The sequence below is a fragment of the Candidatus Competibacter phosphatis genome (assembly GCF_012939995.1).
Lineage (GTDB): Bacteria > Pseudomonadota > Gammaproteobacteria > Competibacterales > Competibacteraceae > Competibacter > Competibacter phosphatis.
This window is the reverse complement of the sequence record NZ_SPMZ01000005.1, coordinates 1-19409: the sequence shown is the minus strand read 5'-3', so window position 1 is coordinate 19409 and position 19409 is coordinate 1. Positions and strand designations below refer to the sequence as shown.

Sequence of the window (19409 nt, the reverse complement as noted above, 5' to 3'; positions counted from 1 at the left end):
GTTATTCGATGGATCAAAACCTGTCCAGGGCACACCACCAAGCAGGGCCAACCCTGCTTCAATGCCTGTTATTAAAGGTTAAACCCGGCGATGCGTCCACACAAGCACAAACCCCATGACCATTGTACTTATTCCATCCTTCCGACCTCGAACTTCCCATATCCTGCGAGTACCCTTGCATCAATCAAGGTTTATCCTTATTTACGTCCGCTTGCCACTTTAGCTAAGGTCTTCAAGGTCAAGCGTTCAAATTCAAAGCGTCCTGATTCAACCTGGTTAGCCGCGAAGACGGCGGAGAGGCATCCAAACCACCACAGGATCGAGGGTCGGGCCACCACCGTCCGACCAAAGCGCCATGGCGCGTGCTCCGAACCAGCACACTCGATAAGCCCATAACCATTCTCTCCCAAGTCTTCGCGGCCGACCGCCTCTTCCACCTCGACAACGCCCAACCGATCGCCGGAGTTCCACCGGTCAATCAAGATTGGACATGGATTCGAACAGCCGGAGCGCTGTATCATTGCAACCTGACCCATGTTGCAAGCGACCGCCATTCCGAAAGCCTCATGAACGACCATCCTTCCGCCGCGCCCGGCGAGCCGCCATCCCCATGTATCGGAGTCTGCGTTATCAACCCTCAGACCCAACTATGTGACGGCTGCTACCGTACCTTGGAGGAAATTGCCGCATGGTGGGACTGCACCCCCGCGCAGAAGCATGCTGTGCTGGCGCGGTTGGAACAGCGAATGGCGCGAATCGTGGATGGTACGTTCTTCGACTGACGGCACTCGCCGCCCAACGCTTTGCCTCCTGTAAGGATTTCTCATGCCGCTGCCCGCTCCCACTCCCCGCCAGCTACTGCACAAGCGCGTCGTTCAATGCTGGGGCTACCGGCGCGAGGATGGCTTATGGGATATCGAAGGACGGCTGGTCGACACCAAAACCTACCCCTTTCCCAACGAAGATCGCGGCGGAGCGATTCAGGCCGGTGAACCGTTACACGATCTGTGGATCCGCCTGACCATCGACAGCCAGTGTCTGATCCAGGCGGTCGAGGCTTGCACCGATGGAGCGCCGTTCGCCCTGTGTCCGGCGATCACCGGCCGCTACCAAGAGCTGGTCGGTGTACGGATCGGGCCGGGCTGGTCGCAGAAGCTGAAGGAATTGTTCGGCGGCACGAGCGGCTGCACACACATGACCGAGCTGCTGGGCCCCGTGGCCACTACGTTCTTTCAAACCCTCTACGGGCAGCGTTACGACGAGGAAGATACCAAGCCCGCCGCCGTCCGCAGGCCGCCGCCGGTCCTGAATACATGTCATGCGCTAGCCAGCGACAGCCTGGTGGTCAAAAATCGCTGGCCGCAAGCCTATACCGGCTCGGACCGGGAAACGAACGATCACAACCGTCCATTGCTGGAAGGCTGCATCACTTAAACCGCCACCCGGCTGATGGCGGTTTTGCCTCAAACCCCTTCCGGTTTCGGATCGCGCGCCAGCAGATTTTCCACCGCCCGGCGCGGGCTCTGGCCATGATATAGCACCGCATCCACCTGTTCGGTAATGGGTAGCTCCACACCGTGCCGCCGCGCCAGCCGCCGGATTTCCCGCACGGTCGCCGCGCCCTCCACCACCTGACCAATAGCCGCGCTGGCCGCCTCGGCGCTGTCACCGCGACCGATCGCCAAACCGAAGCGCCGGTTGCGCGACTGGTCGTCGGTACAGGTCAGCACCAAATCACCGATACCAGCCAAGCCCATGAAGGTTTCGCGCTGACCACCCACGGCCACGCCCAACCGCACCATCTCCGCCAACCCGCGGGTGATCAGCGCCGCCCGTGCATTGGCCCCAAAACCCAGACCGTCAGCAATGCCGGCGGCGATGGCCAGCACGTTCTTGACCGCGCCACCCAGTTCGACGCCGATCACATCGCTGCTGGTGTAAGCGCGCAGGTTGGAACCGTGCAGTACGGTCGCCACCCGACGAGCATGCTCCACATCCCAGGCGGCGACCGTCACGGCGGTCGGCAAACCACGGGCTACTTCCACCGCAAAGCTGGGGCCGGAAATCACCGCCGCCGACCTGTCTCGGCCAAGCGCCTCCAACGTCACTTCATGCAAAAACCGACCGCTGCCGTGCTCCAAGCCCTTGGTGGCCCAAGCGAAACCGGCGGTCGCTGGCAGCAGTGGCCGCAACCGGGCCAAGGTCGCTCCGTAGGCATGGCTCGGTACCGCCACCAGCGCCAGTTCGACGCCGGCAAGCGCTTCGATCAGATCGGCGCCCGCATTCAAGCGGACCGGGAACGGCACGCCAGGTAAGTAGCGGCGGTTCTCTCGCTCCCGACACAACGGCGCGACTTCCTCCGGATCGTGGCCCCACAAACGGACGTCATGCCCGTTGCGCGCCAGCAGCAGTGCCAGCGCGGTACCCCAACTCCCCGCCCCGAGGACAGCGACCCGCGCGGCGACAAGCATCGCTCAGGACATGGTTGGAGCGGAGGAAGACGAGGAAAAGGCAGTGGCTTGCGCCTGCTGTTGCTGCAAGCGTTGCAGATAAAGATTATCGAAGTTGATCGGATTGAGCAGCAGCGCCGGAAACCCACCCTTGCCGATCAACGAAGCCAGTTCCTCACGAGCGAAGGGAAACAGCAGATTCGGGCAGTATGCATGCAGCATGTGACCCATTTGTCCGTCATCGAAACCCCGTAACGCGAACAAGCCGCCTTGTTGCACCTCAACCAGATAAGCAGTACGGTCGCCGAGCTTGGCGGTGATGGTCACGGTCAACGACACTTCAAACAAGCCTTCGGCCAGCGGCTTGGCGCCGGTTTCTAGACGCACCTCAGTCTGCGGCTGCCATTGCTCGGTAAAAATCATCGGGGAATTAGGGGTTTCCAGCGATACATCCTTCAGATAAATTTTCTGAATTTCGAACTGCTGGGAAGCCTGTTGCTGGTCGCTCATGCACAATAGCCTTGTCTTGTCGGTGGGAAATACCTGTCATTCTACAGGGTTCGCGCCATACAACCCAACAATCCACCCGGATCCGGCGCGGTTGTGGCATACACATCGGGCACCGGTAACCTACCCACCAAGGGGTATCCCCTGGAAAGCCGACTCGCCACCGGACCGACGGACAAACCGCGTGTCCGGCTTCAGCCGCGCAACAACGGGGTCAACTCACCGCGCCGCTCCAGCTCGAACAAATCATCGCAACCACCGACATGCCGGTCGCCGATGAAGATTTGCGGCACGGTGTGGCGACCAGTGCGTTTGGTGATTTCCTCCCACAACCGCAGGTTGCGGTTCACGTCCAACAGCGTATAAACCACGCCCTTGCTGTCCAATAGCGCCCGCGCGCGCCGGCAGTACGGGCAATACTCGGAGGTGTACATCACGATGTTCGGCGTCGCCGAATCTGGCGCGAGCATCAGGATTTCTTACGACTGACCGGCAAGTTGGCCTCCTGCCAAGCCGACAATCCACCGCTCAGACTGTAGACGTCGGCAATGCCGCTCTTTTTGATCTGTGCGCAAGCCGCCTGTGAGGTGGCACCGTTGCGACAATAGACGACGATGGGCTTATCCTTGGCCTTGGTCAGTTCGCCCAATCGGTCGCGCAAGGCACCGAGCGGGATATGGCGCGCCTGCGGAATATGCCCTTCCTTGTATTCGCCGCCATCGCGAACGTCCAGAATAAGGGCTTCCTGATCGTTGATCAGGCGTAGCGCTTCGGCGGCACTGAGGCTGCTGACCCCACGCATCTTGCGCAAGACCTCACCACCGATCAGCATCCCCGCAATGGCGAACAGCGCCAAGAACAACAGCCAGTTCTGGGTGGAGAATTCGATGAAATCGCTCATCAATGATTTCCCGTGGTCTCGCTAGTTCGAGCAACCAGCCGGAGTATCGGCTTTTTTTAACACCCAGCCTCCACAGGATGTGCTCGGCTGGACAGAAGCGGGTAAAACCGCTCTGGAATAGGTTGAACCCAACGAAAGCGGTGAACCAGAGCCAGTAACCACTGTGATAGAGCGGGCTAGCTGGAGCCCCCAACAACAATGACAGCAGGATAAAGGAACCGGCCATAATTCGGATAATCCGTTCGCTATTCATAGGATCGATGACAACCTCTTGAGAATAATGGAGTCGGGTTCGTCGCCGGGTGGACAGTACCAATGCGTGTCCATCGACCCGCTCCGGCGATTCAAACCCGCGTACAGAAGACGTCCCTCATCATGCCGATCAGGCGCAAGGTACGGGCGTCTCCCACCCGATAATAAACCCGGTTGGCATCCTTGCGGCAAGTGAGGATGCCCTTGTCGCGCAGGATCGCCAGATGTTGGGAAATGTTGCTCTGGGAGGTACCCACGCGCTCGACGATTTCCTGGACACTGACTTCCCGCTCGCCCAGGGTACAAAGAATCTTCAACCGCAGCGGATGCGACATCGCCTTGAGCGAACGCGAGGCCCGTTCGATATCCTCATCGCGGGTCATCAGCAGTTCCAGCGCCATATTGCCGATCCCGCCGCCATCCCGCGCAATGCCCGCAAACCCATTTTGCACCATAAATCCGACAACGCCTTGTCCAGGAATTTGGTGTATTAGCATAGCTTGATATAGCGATACTGAGAAGCCACTTTAGGGCCAGCGACACAAATGCCGAGTGGCGAAATCGCCCGGTCCAGCGTATGATCTTCCGATAAAATTATGCAAATCGTTTCAAGGGATCGGCGCACTGCCGGCCCACGGTGCCACCGCCATCCCAGCGCAGCGTATTTCAAACGCTAGCCGACACACCATCCGATGACGACCACGACCGCCCTGAACCAAGGAGGCATTTTTTCATGTACAAAATCGTGCTCATCCGCCATGGCGAAAGCCAATGGAACAAGGAAAACCGCTTTACCGGTTGGCATGACGTCGATCTATCCGAGAAGGGCCGCGAGGAAGCCCGGAAAGGCGGGCAAACCCTGAAGAAGGAGGGCTACGTCTTCGATGTCGCTTTTACCTCGGTACTCAAGCGCGCCATTCGTACGCTCTGGACCGTGCTGGACGAAATGGACCTGATGTGGATTCCGGTCAACCGGACCTGGCGGCTCAACGAGCGCCACTACGGTAACCTGACTGGCTTGAACAAGGCGGAAACCGCCGCCCAGCACGGCGAGGAACAGGTCAAGATCTGGCGGCGCAGCTTCGATATTCCGCCTCCGCCGCTGGAAGCAACCGACCCGCGTTTCCCCAGCAACGATCCGCGCTACGCCGATCTCGATCCTCGCGTGTTGCCGGCCACCGAAAGCCTCAAGATTACCATTGAGCGGGTACTACCCTACTGGCACGACACCATCGTGCCCACCATTCGCGCCGGCAAGCGTGTGGTGATCGCCGCGCATGGCAACAGCTTGCGGGCACTGGTCAAATACCTCGACGATATGTCCGACGAGGCGATCATCGCCCTGAACATACCGACCGGCGTGCCGCTGGTTTACGAACTCGATGCCAAGCTGCGACCCACCAAGAGCTACTACCTCGCCGACCCCGAGGAGCTCAAGAAGCTGATGGATGCCGTCGCCAACCAAGGCAAAGCCAAGTAGAACTCGCCCATTTCCTCACCGCAATCACTCCCGATACCGGCCTTGATGGTCGGTGTTGGGGTTTTTCTGTCCGCGATTCATCAAGCCTCGGTACATTTTTCTAGCTTGACCCTGCATCATTTAGGCTTATTCGATTGTCTCATGGCAATCACCGATCGATTATTTATGTTCTCCCTGTGCGACGAAGAATTCTGGAGCGAAGATGAGTGCTGCAACCCGACACGGTCTGGCGCTGGCGTTAAGTTTCTTGGCGGGCGTTTCATTGACGACGGTGCATACCGTTTGGGCCGAGAAGGAAACAACGGCTGAGAGCAACCGGCTCCCTCTGGATGAGTTGCGCACCTTCACCGGCGTACTCGATGCCGTCAAACAAGATTATGTGGAGCCGGTCAAGGACAAGGATCTGCTGGAAAATGCGATTCGCGGCATGCTGAGCAACCTTGATCCCCATTCCGCCTACCTGGACGCCGAAGCATTCCAGGACTTGCAGATCGGCACGTCCGGCGAATTTGGCGGCCTGGGCATCGAAGTCGGACAGGAAGACAGTGGTTTCATCAAGATCATCGCCCCGATCGACGATACGCCCGCCCAACGGGCTGGCCTTCGCGCCGGCGACCTGATCATCCGTCTAGACGATACCTCGGTCAAGGGCATGCCGTTGGCCGATGCCATCCAGCGGATGCGAGGCAAGCCAAATAGTTCGATCACTCTGACCATCGTCAGGGAAGGCACGAAAAAACCGTTCAAGGTCAAGCTGGTCCGGGAGGTCATTCAGGTCAGGAGCGTCAAAAGCCGCTTGCTGGAACCGGATTTTGGCTATCTGCGAATCACGCAGTTCCAGTCCAAGACCGCGCAGAACCTGGAGCAAGCACTGCAAGAACTGGAACAACAGAACAAAAAAACCGCTGCGAGGACTGGTGCTGGACTTGCGCAACAACCCGGGCGGGGTGTTGAACGGCGCGGTGGATGTGGCGGACGATTTCCTTGAAGATGGCGCCATCGTCCAGACCAAGGGTCGCGGCAACGGCTCCGACCAAAGTTTCAAGGCCACGCCGGGCGATTTACTGAAAGGCGCGCCGCTGGTGGTGCTGGTCAACGGCGGTTCCGCGTCAGCCTCGGAAATCGTCGCGGGCGCGCTACAAGATCACCGCCGAGCGCTGATTCTGGGCGAGCGCACCTTCGGCAAGGGCTCGGTACAAACCATTTTGCCCCTGGGCAACGGCACGGCGGTCAAATTGACCACGGCACGCTACTACACTCCGAACGGCCGCTCCATCCAGGCCGAGGGTATCGAGCCCGACATCAAGCTCAAATCGCTGAAAGTTGCCGCTGACGACGCCGACATCAATTTCATCAAGGAATCCGATCTGTCGGGCCACCTGAACAACGACCGCCACGGCCGGGTCGACGACGACACGCAGTCGGACGACACCGGTCCCACCACCACCGGCGACGAAACAGCCGATTCCGCCCAAAACGATTACGCGCTTTACGAAGCCCTGAACCTGCTTAGAGGCATGTCCTTACTGCAAGATCACAAAAACGGCTGAATACCGACCTGCCGCCCCTGAACCCGCATCCCCTCGCAAGAAGAGTTTGCCATGGCCACCATACTTGTCCCACTCGCTCAAGGCTGCGAAGAACTGGAAGCCGTCACCATCATCGATCTACTGCGCCGCGCCGGCCTCACCGTGGTGGTCGCAGGGCTGGAAGTGGGAACGGTGACGGCTTCGCGCGGGGTCATACTGCTCCCCGAAACCACGCTGACCGAGGTTCTGGATCAGGATTTCGACATGGTGGTGCTACCGGGTGGTCTGGGCGGCGCGCAGCGGCTGGAGGCCGACCGGCGGATCGCAGCCCTACTGCGGCGGATGGCGGAACAGGGTCGCTACATCGCCGCCATCTGCGCCGCGCCACGAGTGCTGGCCGGCGCTGGTCTGCTGGATAATCGCGAAGCCACCGCCTATCCAGGCATCCTCGACGGTCAGGCAGGCATCAAGACCAGCAGCGCCGCCGTGGTGCGCGACGGTACTTTCATCACCTCGCGCGGCCCCGGCACCGCCATGGACTTCGCCTTGATCCTGATTGAAATTCTGTGTGGACGCGACCAACGCGACACTGTTGAAGCCGCATTGCAACGTTCCTGAACGTCTTCAGGTATCCGTTGGCCAGGCGCCGAGCAGCAAGCCGACACCGACACCGCCCAGCAACCAGACCAGTAATGGTGTGTGCCAAATATCGATGCTGTTTTGCGCATTGAATCCCAGTAGCACCGCCGCACAGACGATCAATGCGGCGCCCACCACGGCATGGAAATTGCGCCGGTTGGCACGGCGGAGATCGCGCCGCAAATATTCCGTTTCCTGTTTATGCAGTTGCACCGTCAGCCCGCCGGTGCTCGCATGTTGGAGCAGATAATAGACCAGATTCGGCAGATCCGGCGTCTGGTCGATCCAACGTGGTATGTGGTTTTTGATGCGTCTGATGAAGGAACGCGGACCGACCCGGTCGCGCATCCAACTTTCCAGGAACGGTTTGGCGGTCTTCCACAGGTCCAGTTCGGGATCGAGCTGCCGCCCCAAACCCTCGATATTGAGCAGGGTCTTTTGCAGCAGTATCAGTTGTGGCTGCACCTCCATGTTAAAGCGGCGGGCAGTCTGGAACAGCGTCAGTAAAAAAAACACCGAAGGAAATATCCTTGAGCGGGCGGTCGAAGATCGGCTCCGATACGGTGCGGATGGCCGACTCGAATTCATCTATCCGGGTTTCCGCCGGCACCCAGCCGGATTCGATATGCAGTTCCGCCACCCGCCGGTAATCGCGATGGAAAAACGCCAGAAAATTTTCCGCCAGGTATTGTTGGTCGGTGGGACTCAAGGTACCGATGATGCCGAAGTCCACGGCGATGTAGCTGGGATTGTCCGGATGCTCGGCGTTGACGAAGATATTGCCGGGATGCATGTCGGCGTGAAAGAAACTATCGCGGAATACCTGGGTAAAAAAAACCTCCACCCCACGTTCCGACAGTTTCTTCAAATCCACCCCGCGCCGCCGCAATTCGGCGATATCGCCCACGGGGATACCGTGGATCCGCTCCATCACCAGCACCTCGCGGCGGGTTTCCGGCCAGAACACCTCGGGTACGTACAGGACCGGCGAGTCCTGGAAATTGCGCCGCAGTTGACTGGCGTTGGCGGCCTCGCGGATCAGATCCAGCTCATCGAAAATGGTCTTTTCGTACTCGGTCACCACCTCGATCGGCCGCAGCCGACGCCCCTCTCGCCAATAGCGCTGCGCCAGGCTGGCGATGATGTACAGCAATTCCACATCGCGGCGAATGGTCTTTTCGATGCCGGGCCGCACCACCTTGACCACCACCTGCCGACCGCCGTGCAAGCGGGCGGTATGCACTTGGGCAATTGAAGCGGAAGCCAGTGGTTGAAAACTGAATTCTTCGAAAAACGTTTCCAGCGGCTGGCCGTAGGCTTTTTCGACGATGGCTCGCGCCTGCTCGCCGGGAAAAGGCGGCACTCGATCTTGCAGCTTGGCCAATTCCAGGGCGATATCATCCGGCAGCAGGTCGCGACGGGTGGACAGCATTTGCCCGAACTTGACGAAGATCGGCCCCAAATCTTCCAGCGTCAGACGGATGCGGGCGCCGCGCGGTAGATCCAGTTGCTGGCGAGGTACCCAGTTCCACGGCAACAGGTGCCGCAAAAACCCGATGGGCCGAAACAGATGGGTCGCCAGCACGATGTCGTCCAGACCGTGGCGCACCAATACCCGGTTGATGTGCAGCAAACGCAGCAGTTGCGCAGGACCGAACAGGCGAAGTTCGCGCATTGGATGGAGGAGACTAGCGCGGTTCGCCGATCATCGGCCACCGACGCAGGCGTTCGACCCGCGCGGCCAGTCGGTCGGCGTCTTCGCGCAGGAGGTCCACGGCATGCAAAAACTGCTCGATCGCCTGGCGCGGCGGCAACAGACGCAGCTCGTGTTGCACATACTCGCCGCCATCGCGCGGCAGGACATCGCCAGTTCGTCCGCTCCAGGCCCGCAGACCCTCCCACAAACCGCCGAGGCGACGAGCAACTACATCTCCGACAACCCGCGACAGATGCTCTTCCCAGTCGATGTCCAGCCGCGCCAGAATGGCTTGGAATTCCCGCCCTGCCCCGACATCGCCCTCGATGGCGATCTCGTCGCCGCTGGCGCGCTGACCGCGCCATTGTCGGAACAGCGCCGCAGGCGTGGCACGAATTCGCACGCTGGGCTCAGCCTCGGCACGACCGGTCACCTGAATGCCGTCAGGCTTGGGCAACAGATAGAAGGTCATCGCCATGCCGCTCGGTTCGATTGCAATGACATGACCGCTCAGCGCGCCCAAACGGGGGAACATCTCGGGGTCCAGGCGCAGAACCAGGTTGAGCGCGGTCTCCAAACTGGCGGCGATCACGGCGGGTGTCACACGAGGCTCCTGGATAGGATGGAGTAAGGGAAGAAATGAAGATGAATCAAAACTTATAGCCGCGATGCACCGCCACAATGCCGCCGGTCAAGTTGAAATACTGGCAGCGCTCAAAGCCCGCCGCCTCCATCAGCCGCAGCAGGGTTTCCTGATCTGGATGCAGGCGAATGGACTCGGCCAGATATCGGTAACTGGCGGCATCGCCGGCCACCAACTTGCCCAGAACGGGCAGTACCGCAAAGGAATACAAATCATAGGCCGGCTTCAGGCCCGGCGCGATCGGATGAGAAAACTCCAGGATGAGCACACGCCCACCCGGCTTGAGCGCCCGGTACATATCCGCCAGCGCCCGCTCCTTGCGAGTGACATTACGCAAACCGAAGCCGATGGTGATGCAATCAAAGGTCTGGTCGGGAAACGGCAATTGCTCGGCATCGAGCTGGGCGTAGACGATATTGCCGGCCGCGCCCTCGTCGATCAACCGCTTGCGACCCTCGTCCAACATGCGGGCATTGATGTCGGACAACACCACCAACCCTTTCGGTCCGACCAGAGGCAGCAACCGACTGGTCAGATCGCCGGTTCCACCAGCCAGATCCAGCACTCGCTCGCCCGGCCGCACGCCGCTGACGCTCATCGCGAACCGTTTCCATACGCGATGCACGCCGAGCGACATCAGATCGTTCATCAGATCGTACTTGCCGGCCACGGAATCGAACACACCCGCCACCTTGCGGGCCTTCTCGGCGGTGGCCACTTTCTGGTAGCCGAAATGCGTGGTTTCGGGGTGTTCCATGCTCGCGGGTTCCTTGGGACAAATACCGGTTCAGATCGGGCGCTGATGGCCGGCTTCGGCCAGCCGCCGCAGATAATCCTGCCAGTTGCGCTCCTGATTCGCGCCCAGATCGTACAGAATGCTCCAGGAATACAGACCGGTCGAGTGGCCATCGTCGAACACCAGCTTGACCGCGTAGTGGCCCACCGGTTCGATGGCACTGATGTTGACCGTTTCCTTGCCGGTCACCAGAGTGGCGCTGTCGGGTCCGTGGCCACGAACCTCTGCCGAGGGCGAAAACACCCGCAGGTACTCGCAGGGCAACTGGAAATGTGCGCCGTCATCGAAGGCAACCTCCAGAACGCGGGATGCCTGATGCAGTTTGATTTCGGTGGGATGCGTATTCATGGTGGTCGAGTTTCACAGAATGTAACGGGTCAGATCTTCGTGCTTGATCAGTTCGCCCAAATGGGCGTCGACATAGGCCAGATCGACGATCACCATCTGACCGGAACGATCGGGTGCCTCGAAGGAAATCGTTTCCAACAGCCGCTCCATAACGGTGTGCAGCCGACGGGCGCCGATATTTTCGGTGCGTTCGTTGACCTGGCAGGCGACTTCGGCCAGGCGGCGCACCCCATCCGCTGCAAATTGCAGCTCGACACCCTCGGTGTTCAGCAGCGCCGTGTACTGCTCGGTAAGGGAAGCATCCGGTTCGGTCAGAATCCGCACGAAATCCTCCGTGCTCAAGGCACTGAGTTCCACCCGGATCGGCAAGCGGCCCTGCAATTCGGGAATCAAATCGGACGGCTTGGCCAGATGAAACGCCCCGGAAGCGATGAAGAGAATGTGATCGGTACGCACCATGCCGTACTTGGTGGAGACGGTACAACCTTCCACCAACGGCAGCAGATCGCGCTGTACGCCCTCGCGCGAAACATCCGGGCCGCCGTACTCACCGCGCTTGGCGACCTTGTCGAGCTCGTCGATGAAGACGATACCGTTCTGCTCCACCGCCGCCAGCGCCCTGAGCTTGAGTTCATCCTCGTTGATCATCTTGGCCGCTTCCTCTTCCTGCAACAGCTTGAGGGCATCCTGCACCTTGAGCTTGCGGGTGCGAGTGCGGCCGCTGCTCAGATTCTGAAACAAGCTTTGCAACTGGCTGGTCATTTCTTCCATGCCTGGCGGCGCCATGATCTCCACGCCCACCGGCCGGGTCGCAACCTCGATTTCGATTTCGCGGTCGTCCAGATCGCCCTTGAGCAGGCGCTCGCGCATCTTTTGCCGAGTCGTGGAATGATCCGCCTGCTGCGGTTCGTTGGCGAACCCGACGCTGCGCGGCTTCGGCAACAGCGTGTCCAACACCCGTTCGTGGGCGGCTTCCTCGGCGCGGTGACGGACCTTGTGCATCTCCTCTTCGCGCACCATCTTGACCGCTCCATCCATCAGATCGCGGATGATGGACTCCACGTCCCGGCCCACGTAGCCGACCTCGGTGAACTTGGTGGCCTCGACCTTGATGAAGGGCGCGTTGGCCAGTTTGGCCAGTCGCCGGGCGATTTCGGTCTTGCCCACCCCAGTCGGGCCGATCATCAAAATATTTTTCGGGGTGATTTCGTTGCCCAGCACCGGCTCGACCCGCATCCGTCGCCAGCGATTGCGCAGGGCGATGGCCACCGCCCGCTTGGCGGCATCCTGCCCGATAATGTGTTTATCCAGTTCCTGGGCGATTTCTCGGGGGGTCATCTCCGACATGCTGGGCTACCGTTTGGAGGTGTGGGGTAAAGACAAACCGGTGGGCGCATCAATCCCAAACCGTGCATCACGCGGTCACCAATTCTTCGAGGGTCAGATTCTCGTTGGTGTATATGCAGATGCCGGCGGCGATTTTCAAGGCCTGCTCGACGATGGTCCGCGCGTCCAGTTCGGTATGCCCGAGCAAAGCTTGGGCGGCGGCCTGGGCGTAAGCGCCTCCGGAACCGATCGCCGCCAAATCGTTTTCCGGCTCGACGACGTCACCGTTACCGGAAAGAATCAGGGTAGTCTGAGGATCGGCGACGATCAGCAACGCCTCCAGACGCCGCAACAAGCGATCGGTGCGCCAGTCCTTGGCTAGTTCCACAGCGGCGCGGGTCAGATTGCCGCCATGCTTTTCCAGCTTGCCTTCGAAGCGCTCGAACAGCGTGAAGGCATCTGCGGTACCACCCGCGAACCCCGCGATCACCTTGTCCTGGTATAAACGCCGCACCTTGCGGGCGTTACCCTTCATCACGGTGTTACCCAATGTCACCTGACCGTCGCCGCCGATCACGACCCGACCGTCGCGGCGCACGGCCAACACCGTGGTGCCATGCAATGATTCCATGCCAATGCCTCTCGATTGTGTGCGAGATTGTACACGATATCCGGGATACGGCAGGGGGAAGACGCCTGCCCCGACCACCGCAAAAAAAGAAGCCCCGGTTACAAGGGGGAATGGAACCGGGGCGAATCGATATCCGGTTTAGCTAACCGGACATAGCCCGCTCAGGGAGGGAAGCGGACAGGCGTAAGGGCTTACGCTTACTTCTTGAGATAGGGACAATTCGAGAAAGTTCAATGGTGCTCAACGCGATTTCTGGTAAGTTCCCATCAATTCGGTGCTCGCCAGCACATGTCCCGCCATGGCCTGTTCCAACGCCGCCTTGGTCGGTTTGCCCAAATCCGGGAGTACCGTATCCAGGGCGTAGAGCTTGTGGAAATAACGGTGCCGGCCAATCGGCGGGCAGGGACCGCCATAACCGGTCCGACCCCAGTCGTTTACGCCTTCCCGGGTTCCCGGCGGCAAGGCGTGGGCCACCACACCTTCTGGCAATCCTGTTGCCATGGGCGGCATGTTATACAGCACCCAATGGACCCAGGTCATACGGGGCGCCGCCGGGTCGGGCGCGTCTGGATCGTCCACGATCAAGGCCAAGCTTTGGGCTCCGGCCGGCACGCCCGACCAATGAAGCTGGGGCGAGAGATCCCGATCATCGCAGGTTAAGCGGGCCGGCATCGGGCCATTGTGAACGAAGTCGGGCGAATTGAGGGTCAAGGTCATGGCCATCTCCCGTGGCGACAGAAAATTTCACCACCGTGTTGTCAACAGTTTAGACGTTCTCCAAACAAATCGTGTTCGTCGGAATCCACGATCCGCACCGAGGTAAACTCGCCGATCGGCAGTTCCTCGCCATCTTCGATATAGACAACCCCATCGATCTCCGGTGCATCGGCGCTGGAGCGGGCGATGGCCGTTCCTTCGTCGTCGATGGTATCCACCAGAACGGTCATGGTGCGATCGATCTTGCGCCGCAACCGATCGGCGCTGACCGTTGCCTGCAACTCCATCAACCGGGACAGTCGTTCCTGTTTGACCTCCTCCGGCACCGGATTCGACAACTGGTTGGCGGTGGCGCCTTCCACCGGCGAGTAGCTAAAACAGCCCACCCGATCCAGCTCCGCCTCCGCCAAAAACTCCAGCAAACGCTCGAAATCATTCTCAGTCTCACCGGGAAAACCGACGATGAAGGTGCTGCGCAGGGTCAGATCCGGACAAATGTCCCGCCAGCGGCGAATGCGCCCCAAGGTGTCGCCGGTGTTGGCCGGCCGCTTCATGGCCTTGAGCACGCGCGGACTGGCATGCTGCAACGGCACGTCCAGATAGGGCAACACCTTGCCTTCCGCCATCAGTGGCACCACTTCATCGACATGCGGATACGGGTAGACATAATGCAAGCGCACCCAAACGCCCAGTTCGCCCAGTGCCGCCGCCAAGCTGGTTAAATGGGTCTTGAGCGGCCGGCCGTTCCAAAAATCCGTGCGGTAACGGATGTCCACTCCATAGGCGCTGGTGTCCTGAGACACGATCAGCAGTTCCTTGACCCCGGCCCGAACCAGATTCTCCGCCTCCCGCAGCACCTCGCCAATCGGTCGGCTGACCAGATCGCCCCGCAGTTGGGGAATGATGCAAAAGGTGCAGCGATGGTTGCAGCCCTCGGAAATCTTCAAGTACGCGTAATGTCGAGGGGTCAGTTTGATACCCTGTGGCGGCACCAAATCCACGAACGGATCGTGCGGCCGAGGGAGATGGGTGTGGACCGCCGTCATGACGTCCTCGCAGGCGTGCGGTCCGGTCACCGCCAGCACGCTCGGATGCAGGTCGCGCACCACGTTGCCCTTCGCACCCAGACAGCCGGTCACGATCACCCGGCCGTTTTCAGCCAGCGCCTCGCCGATGGCCTCCAGCGATTCCGCTACCGCCGCGTCGATAAAACCACAGGTATTCACCACCACCAGATCCGCCGCTTGATACGTAGGTACCAGATCGTAACCCTCGGCTCGCAAACGGGTCAGGATTTGCTCGGAATCCACCAGCGCCTTGGGACAACCGAGGCTGACAAAACCGATTTGGGGAGGACGGCTCATGGGATCATGCATGCGGGTGGGTCCGAAATGGAACGGTGGCGTCGGGCCATCGGCCGGAAACCTGGGAATTTGAAGCGATGCGCTCTTGCGAGTCAAGCTGGAAAATAGCTATATTGTGAAGCTTTAATAATCCATTGGAGCATCGCTACCCGCGTGTCGGCGATGGTGCGTCTTGGATCGGCCAATAGCATCCCTAAGGTTTCAGCAGCCATGAAAAAAGATATTCATCCCCAGTACCGTGACGTGGTGTTCCAGGACATCTCTACCGACTTCGCCTTTCTCACCCGCTCCACCATCACCGCCAAGGACACCATCCAGTGGACCGACGGTAAGGAATATCCTCTGGTGAAGGTGGAAGTCTCCAGCCAATCGCACCCTTTCTATACTGGCAAGCAGAAGATCGTGGATACCGCCGGCCGGGTGGACCGCTTCCGCCGCAAGTATGGCTTGTCCTAAAGACTCTGGCTCAACCCGCGCAAGGCATCTCAAGATGCCTTTTATTTTGCCCGTCACCGGTCGCCTCTCCTGGTCGTGAGGATTTTTCGGCAAAGCAACATGGCTTGGGTTATCATTGCCATCACTTCGAAAAAAAAGTGCGTAAGACGCTGAATCACTGCCGGATTACCGCCAGGTCAACCAGAACGCGACAACGGATGGCCAGCCGGTTCCGGCCCATCAACCCACTCTGGAGGTTATGAATGGCAACGATCACCTTGAAGGATGACGCCACTGGAAAAGCAGTGCAAATGCCAGTGCTGGAGCCGACTTACGGCCATCCCGTGGTGGATATCGGTAAGCTGGCCAAAGAGTTCGGTTACTTCACTTACGACCCCGGTTTCATGTCCACCGCCAGTTGCCAGAGCGCAATCACCTACCTGGACGGCGACAAGGGCGAACTGCTGTATCGCGGCTTCCCCATCGAGCAACTGGCCGAACAGTGCAATTTTCTGGAAGTCTCCTACCTGCTGATTTACGGCGAGTTGCCCAACGCTGAAAAAAAGCAGGTTTTTGAAACGAGCATTGCCCGGCACAACCGGATTCGCGAAAACCTGCGGCGGTTCCTACACGGCTTCAACCACGACGCCCATCCGATGGCAATGATGGCGGCGGTGGTCAGTTCACTATCGGCCTTTTTCCACGACCGCCTCGACATCCGCGATTACGAGCACCGCATGGTCACCGCCCGCCGGCTGATCGCCAAGATGCCGACCATCGCCGCCGCCTGCTACAAGCACAGCATCGGCGATCCCACGATTTACCCCCGCGACGACCTGAGCTATACCGGCAACCTGCTGTACATGATGTTCAGTCTTCCCGGCAAGCGTTATGAAGTGGACCCCGTCGCCGAGCGGGCGTTGGATGTCCTGTTCACTTTGCACGCCGACCATGAGCAGAACGCTTCCACCTCGACCGTACGGCTGGCCGGCTCCTCGGGAACCAATCCCTATGCCGCCATCGCTGCTGGTATCACCTGTCTGTGGGGTCCGGCGCACGGCGGCGCCAACGAAGCCGTATTACGCATGCTGGACCAAATCGGCGACATCAAAAAACGTCGATAGCTACATCGCCAAGGTCAAGGACAAGAATTCCAATGCGCGGCTCATGGGCTTTGGTCACCGCGTCTACAAAAATTTCGACCCCCGCGCCAAGATCATCAAGGAAATCTGCCATCAGATCCTAGACTCCTATGGCCACGACCCGCGGCTGGATCTGGCGATGCGCTTGGAAGAGATCGCTCTCAACGACGACTACTTTGTCGAACGCAAGCTGTACCCGAACGTCGACTTCTATTCCGGTATCATCTACAGCGCGCTGCAAATTCCGGTTGAGATGTTCACGGTGATGTTCGCTATTGCCCGCACCGCCGGCTGGATCACTCATTGGATGGAAATGATCACCGAAAAGGATCAGAAGATCGGCCGACCGCGGCAGTTGTATGTCGGCGAAAAAACGCCGCGACGTGGTATCGCTGCAAGATCGCAAATAAGCCAGTCTCTCACGATTCGGCAACAAAAAAAGGCGATTTCCACATCGCCTTTTTTGTTGCCCAGTCCGCCCGCACTGGTTAGCCGAGAGAAATCCTCTCAGATCCGCTGCTTTTTGTTTTTCCGCGGCTTGCCATTGGATTCGGTGGGAATGGTGGCAATCTTGGTGCCCGGCTTGACCGGCTTGACCGCGACGGCGGTCGCCGGTTTTTTGCCTGGATTCCCCCGAGCCACCTTACCGGACGGTTTGGTTACCGCCGCCTTCGCGACCGATTTCTTCCGGGTAGTTTGCATCTTGGCGACGGTGGTTTTAGCGGATGCCGCCACCCCGCTCCTCGCAACCGCATGCCCTTGTTTACCTGTCAGCGCCGTACGAACCACAGCCGCCCGAGCTGCCCTCGGCGTGATCACCGGTATATGTCGGGCCATGACTGGTTCCGGCTCCACCCGCACGGGCGGCGGCGGGGCCAAGCCATATCGAGAAAATCCGTAATCGAGCAGATTACGGGCATCCTGCCACAACGTGCCCCGACTGGGGCTATTGAAAATAGCCACGATCAACGGGATGCCACCCCGATCCACTTCGCCGACAAAACAATGCCGGGCTTTGAAGGTGAAGCCGGTTTTACCGCCACGTGTGCCCTCATAAGACACCAGCAAGCGGTTGGTACTGTGTACCGGTACCATCCGCCAGTCACCGTACGGCCCGGATCCCGATTCAATGCGCAAAGCGGCGGTGCGGGTGCGCACGATGTCCGAAAACAGCGGATAGTGCATCGCCCAGCGAAAAACCAATGCCAAATCATAGGCAGTGGAGTAATGATCGTCGTCGGGTAAACCGTGCGGGTTCGTGAAATGACTGTTGCGCGCCCCAATCTGCCAGGCCTTGGCGTTCATCAACCCGGCAAACTGGTAAACCGAACCGCCCGCGGCCTCCGCCAAGGTCTCGGCGGCGTCATTGCCCGATTTCAGTAACAACCCATACATCAGATCCTGCATCGTGACCATCTCGCCAGCCCGCAGGCCAATGCGACTCGGCGCGACGCTGGCGGCTTGTGCGCTGACGGGCAATCGCGCATTTGGATCGAGCCGATCCAAGGCCACCAGCGCGGTCAACACCTTGGTGGTACTGGCTGGCGGCAGGCGCAAGTTCGGCTCCTTGGCAAATAAAATTTCACCAGTCATGGCATTCATCAGCACCGCCGAGCGTGCGGCCACTTCGAGCGTTGGCGAAAAAAATGGGGCTTGCTGCGCCGACAGCGGTCCCGCCACCACCCACAAGACCGTGCCCAGTATCCAGAGACGAAGCCGCCTAGCCCGCAACGCATCACCAGAGAATTTTAAAAACATACGGTTAACTCCATTATTTCCACTGCCATTTTGAGTTTGGGCCGGGCCGCCCAAGGTTTCCAGCGGCAAGATCTCTATCGCCAGGCTCGTGTTCAACAGCGACTTGCCTATTCTGAGCAATAATCGGGCGACCGGCTAGAGCCTGACTTGAAATCCTCGGCGCGGCCAAACGCGACCGGCAACGGCTCACGAAAACGAGTCGCTGTTACCGCCGCCCGGAAGGCTCGCTGGTTCATACCCCCGGCTGGGAGCGGGCAAACAACATATCCCAAACCTCATGACCCAAGCGCTGTCCACGCCGTTCGAATCGAGTCAAAGGTCGGTACGTCGGACGCGCGGCAAATCCGTCGCCATCCACCACATTCGCCAATTCGGGAACGACGCGCAACACGTTCAGGATCGAATGGGCGTAATCCTCGCAGTCGGTGGCCACATGCAGTTGTCCGGCCCACTTAAGCTTGGAAACCAGCATCTCAACGAATGGCGGCTGGATCAGGCGGCGCTTGTGGTGCCGTGCCTTGGGCCATGGGTCGGGGAAAAAAATCTGAATGCGCTCCAGACTTTCGTCCGGTAGCTGCCGCAAGACCTCGACAGCGTCGGAGCACATGACCCGAAGATTGCTCAGGTCCAGTGCCTCGGCACGCAGCAGTACATGCCCAATACCCGGACGATGGACCTCGATGCCCAGATAATCCATCTCGGGATGGACCATCGCCATGGCGACCAAGGATTCGCCATCGCCGAAACCGATTTCCAACACCAAACGGCGCACGACGGCCGAACAACCATTCCGGT

At 59.6% G+C, this 19409-nt stretch carries 22 protein-coding genes and 3 pseudogenes; 8 read left to right on the top strand and 17 right to left on the bottom strand.

The genetic code is table 11. The features are described from left to right. Window positions 1–197 precede the first annotated feature (197 nt). Window positions 198–536 (bottom strand): hypothetical protein, encoded by a 339-nt coding sequence (locus tag E4P82_RS01570; RefSeq protein ID WP_169247258.1) that lies wholly within the window; start codon window positions 534–536, stop codon window positions 198–200. Window positions 537–566: 30 nt separating this feature from the next. Here E4P82_RS01570 and E4P82_RS01565 point away from each other — a divergent pair, with 30 nt between their 5' ends. Both E4P82_RS01565 and E4P82_RS01560 read left to right on the top strand, forming a co-directional pair. After that, window positions 567–782: a DUF1289 domain-containing protein gene (locus E4P82_RS01565; RefSeq protein ID WP_169247257.1), complete on the top strand. Its 216-nt coding sequence runs from the start codon at window positions 567–569 to the stop codon at window positions 780–782. Between the two features lie 43 nt (window positions 783–825). Next, window positions 826–1434, top strand: a complete 609-nt coding sequence (locus E4P82_RS01560; protein ID WP_169247256.1) for a DUF2889 domain-containing protein — start codon at window positions 826–828, stop codon at window positions 1432–1434. Window positions 1435–1463: 29 nt separating this feature from the next. On the opposite strand, the gene E4P82_RS01555 is transcribed toward E4P82_RS01560, so the two are convergent. The 6 genes and pseudogenes from E4P82_RS01555 to E4P82_RS01530 form a co-directional block, all read right to left on the bottom strand. Further along, entirely contained in the window at window positions 1464–2471 is a 1008-nt protein-coding gene (locus E4P82_RS01555) for an NAD(P)H-dependent glycerol-3-phosphate dehydrogenase (RefSeq protein ID WP_169247255.1), read from the bottom strand. 3 nt (window positions 2472–2474) lie between these two features. Next, entirely contained in the window at window positions 2475–2960 is a 486-nt protein-coding gene (secB, locus tag E4P82_RS01550; RefSeq protein WP_169247254.1) for a protein-export chaperone SecB, read from the bottom strand. 191 nt (window positions 2961–3151) lie between these two features. Beyond that, complete coding sequence (gene grxC, locus E4P82_RS01545; protein WP_169247253.1) at window positions 3152–3427, bottom strand: glutaredoxin 3; 276 nt, start codon at window positions 3425–3427, stop codon at window positions 3152–3154. Further along, on the bottom strand, window positions 3427–3858 hold the full coding sequence (locus E4P82_RS01540; RefSeq protein WP_169247252.1) for a rhodanese-like domain-containing protein: 432 nt from the start codon (window positions 3856–3858) through the stop codon (window positions 3427–3429). The genes grxC and E4P82_RS01540 overlap by 1 nt, the downstream gene beginning before the upstream one ends. 49 nt (window positions 3859–3907) lie before the next feature. Beyond that, a pseudogene (locus tag E4P82_RS21665) lies at window positions 3908–4111 on the bottom strand (YgaP family membrane protein); the annotation flags it as partial. A gap of 91 nt (window positions 4112–4202) precedes the next feature. Further along, window positions 4203–4511, bottom strand: a complete 309-nt coding sequence (locus E4P82_RS01530) for an ArsR/SmtB family transcription factor (RefSeq protein ID WP_169247269.1) — start codon at window positions 4509–4511, stop codon at window positions 4203–4205. A gap of 332 nt (window positions 4512–4843) precedes the next feature. On the opposite strand from E4P82_RS01530, the gene gpmA reads away from it, so the two are divergent. From gpmA to E4P82_RS01515, 4 genes are all read left to right on the top strand, one after another. Continuing rightward, window positions 4844–5590 (top strand): 2,3-diphosphoglycerate-dependent phosphoglycerate mutase, encoded by a 747-nt coding sequence (gene gpmA / locus E4P82_RS01525; protein WP_169247251.1) that lies wholly within the window; start codon window positions 4844–4846, stop codon window positions 5588–5590. 202 nt (window positions 5591–5792) lie between these two features. Then, window positions 5793–6578 carry a S41 family peptidase gene (locus E4P82_RS23965; protein WP_478219224.1) on the top strand — a complete coding sequence of 262 codons (786 nt, stop codon included), beginning with the start codon at window positions 5793–5795 and terminating at the stop codon, window positions 6576–6578. Further along, on the top strand, window positions 6517–7140 hold the full coding sequence (locus E4P82_RS23960; protein WP_478219223.1) for a S41 family peptidase: 624 nt from the start codon (window positions 6517–6519) through the stop codon (window positions 7138–7140). The genes E4P82_RS23965 and E4P82_RS23960 overlap by 62 nt, the downstream gene beginning before the upstream one ends. Window positions 7141–7191: 51 nt before the next feature. Then, window positions 7192–7737, top strand: a complete 546-nt coding sequence (locus tag E4P82_RS01515) for a DJ-1 family glyoxalase III (protein WP_169247250.1) — start codon at window positions 7192–7194, stop codon at window positions 7735–7737. 6 nt (window positions 7738–7743) lie between these two features. On the opposite strand, the pseudogene ubiB reads toward E4P82_RS01515, so the two are convergent. From ubiB to rimO, 8 genes and pseudogenes are all read right to left on the bottom strand, one after another. Then, a pseudogene (gene ubiB / locus E4P82_RS01510) lies at window positions 7744–9433 on the bottom strand (ubiquinone biosynthesis regulatory protein kinase UbiB). Window positions 9434–9446: 13 nt separating this feature from the next. Continuing rightward, window positions 9447–10058 (bottom strand): ubiquinone biosynthesis accessory factor UbiJ, encoded by a 612-nt coding sequence (locus E4P82_RS01505; RefSeq protein ID WP_169247249.1) that lies wholly within the window; start codon window positions 10056–10058, stop codon window positions 9447–9449. Between the two features lie 46 nt (window positions 10059–10104). Further along, on the bottom strand, window positions 10105–10854 hold the full coding sequence (gene ubiE, locus E4P82_RS01500; RefSeq protein ID WP_169247248.1) for a bifunctional demethylmenaquinone methyltransferase/2-methoxy-6-polyprenyl-1,4-benzoquinol methylase UbiE: 750 nt from the start codon (window positions 10852–10854) through the stop codon (window positions 10105–10107). A gap of 30 nt (window positions 10855–10884) precedes the next feature. After that, on the bottom strand, window positions 10885–11241 hold the full coding sequence (locus tag E4P82_RS01495) for a gamma-butyrobetaine hydroxylase family protein (protein WP_169247247.1): 357 nt from the start codon (window positions 11239–11241) through the stop codon (window positions 10885–10887). 12 nt (window positions 11242–11253) lie between these two features. After that, entirely contained in the window at window positions 11254–12588 is a 1335-nt protein-coding gene (gene hslU, locus E4P82_RS01490) for an ATP-dependent protease ATPase subunit HslU (RefSeq protein WP_169247246.1), read from the bottom strand. 67 nt (window positions 12589–12655) lie between these two features. Further along, window positions 12656–13198, bottom strand: coding sequence for an ATP-dependent protease subunit HslV (gene hslV, locus E4P82_RS01485; RefSeq protein WP_169247245.1), 543 nt, complete (start codon window positions 13196–13198; stop codon window positions 12656–12658). Between the two features lie 240 nt (window positions 13199–13438). Then, window positions 13439–13915: a YbhB/YbcL family Raf kinase inhibitor-like protein gene (locus E4P82_RS01480; protein WP_169247244.1), complete on the bottom strand. Its 477-nt coding sequence runs from the start codon at window positions 13913–13915 to the stop codon at window positions 13439–13441. Between the two features lie 41 nt (window positions 13916–13956). Next, window positions 13957–15279 carry a 30S ribosomal protein S12 methylthiotransferase RimO gene (gene rimO, locus E4P82_RS01475; protein ID WP_169247243.1) on the bottom strand — a complete coding sequence of 441 codons (1323 nt, stop codon included), beginning with the start codon at window positions 15277–15279 and terminating at the stop codon, window positions 13957–13959. A 210-nt stretch (window positions 15280–15489) separates the two neighbouring features. Here rimO and E4P82_RS01470 point away from each other — a divergent pair, with 210 nt between their 5' ends. Together E4P82_RS01470 and E4P82_RS01465 are read left to right on the top strand one after the other, a co-directional pair. Further along, the gene (locus E4P82_RS01470) at window positions 15490–15735 is read left to right on the top strand and encodes a type B 50S ribosomal protein L31 (RefSeq protein WP_169247242.1); all 246 of its coding nucleotides are present in this window, start codon (window positions 15490–15492) and stop codon (window positions 15733–15735) included. 242 nt (window positions 15736–15977) lie between these two features. Continuing rightward, a pseudogene (locus E4P82_RS01465) lies at window positions 15978–17223 on the top strand (citrate synthase); the annotation flags it as partial. Between the two features lie 140 nt (window positions 17224–17363). Here E4P82_RS01465 and E4P82_RS21660 read toward each other — a convergent pair. Continuing rightward, the gene (locus E4P82_RS21660; protein WP_246327298.1) at window positions 17364–18710 is read right to left on the bottom strand and encodes a D-alanyl-D-alanine carboxypeptidase family protein; all 1347 of its coding nucleotides are present in this window, start codon (window positions 18708–18710) and stop codon (window positions 17364–17366) included. Window positions 18711–18846: 136 nt separating this feature from the next. Further along, window positions 18847–19409, bottom strand: a 563-nt coding sequence (trmB, locus tag E4P82_RS01460; RefSeq protein ID WP_246327297.1) for a tRNA (guanosine(46)-N7)-methyltransferase TrmB, incomplete at its 5' end; no start/stop codon positions are given.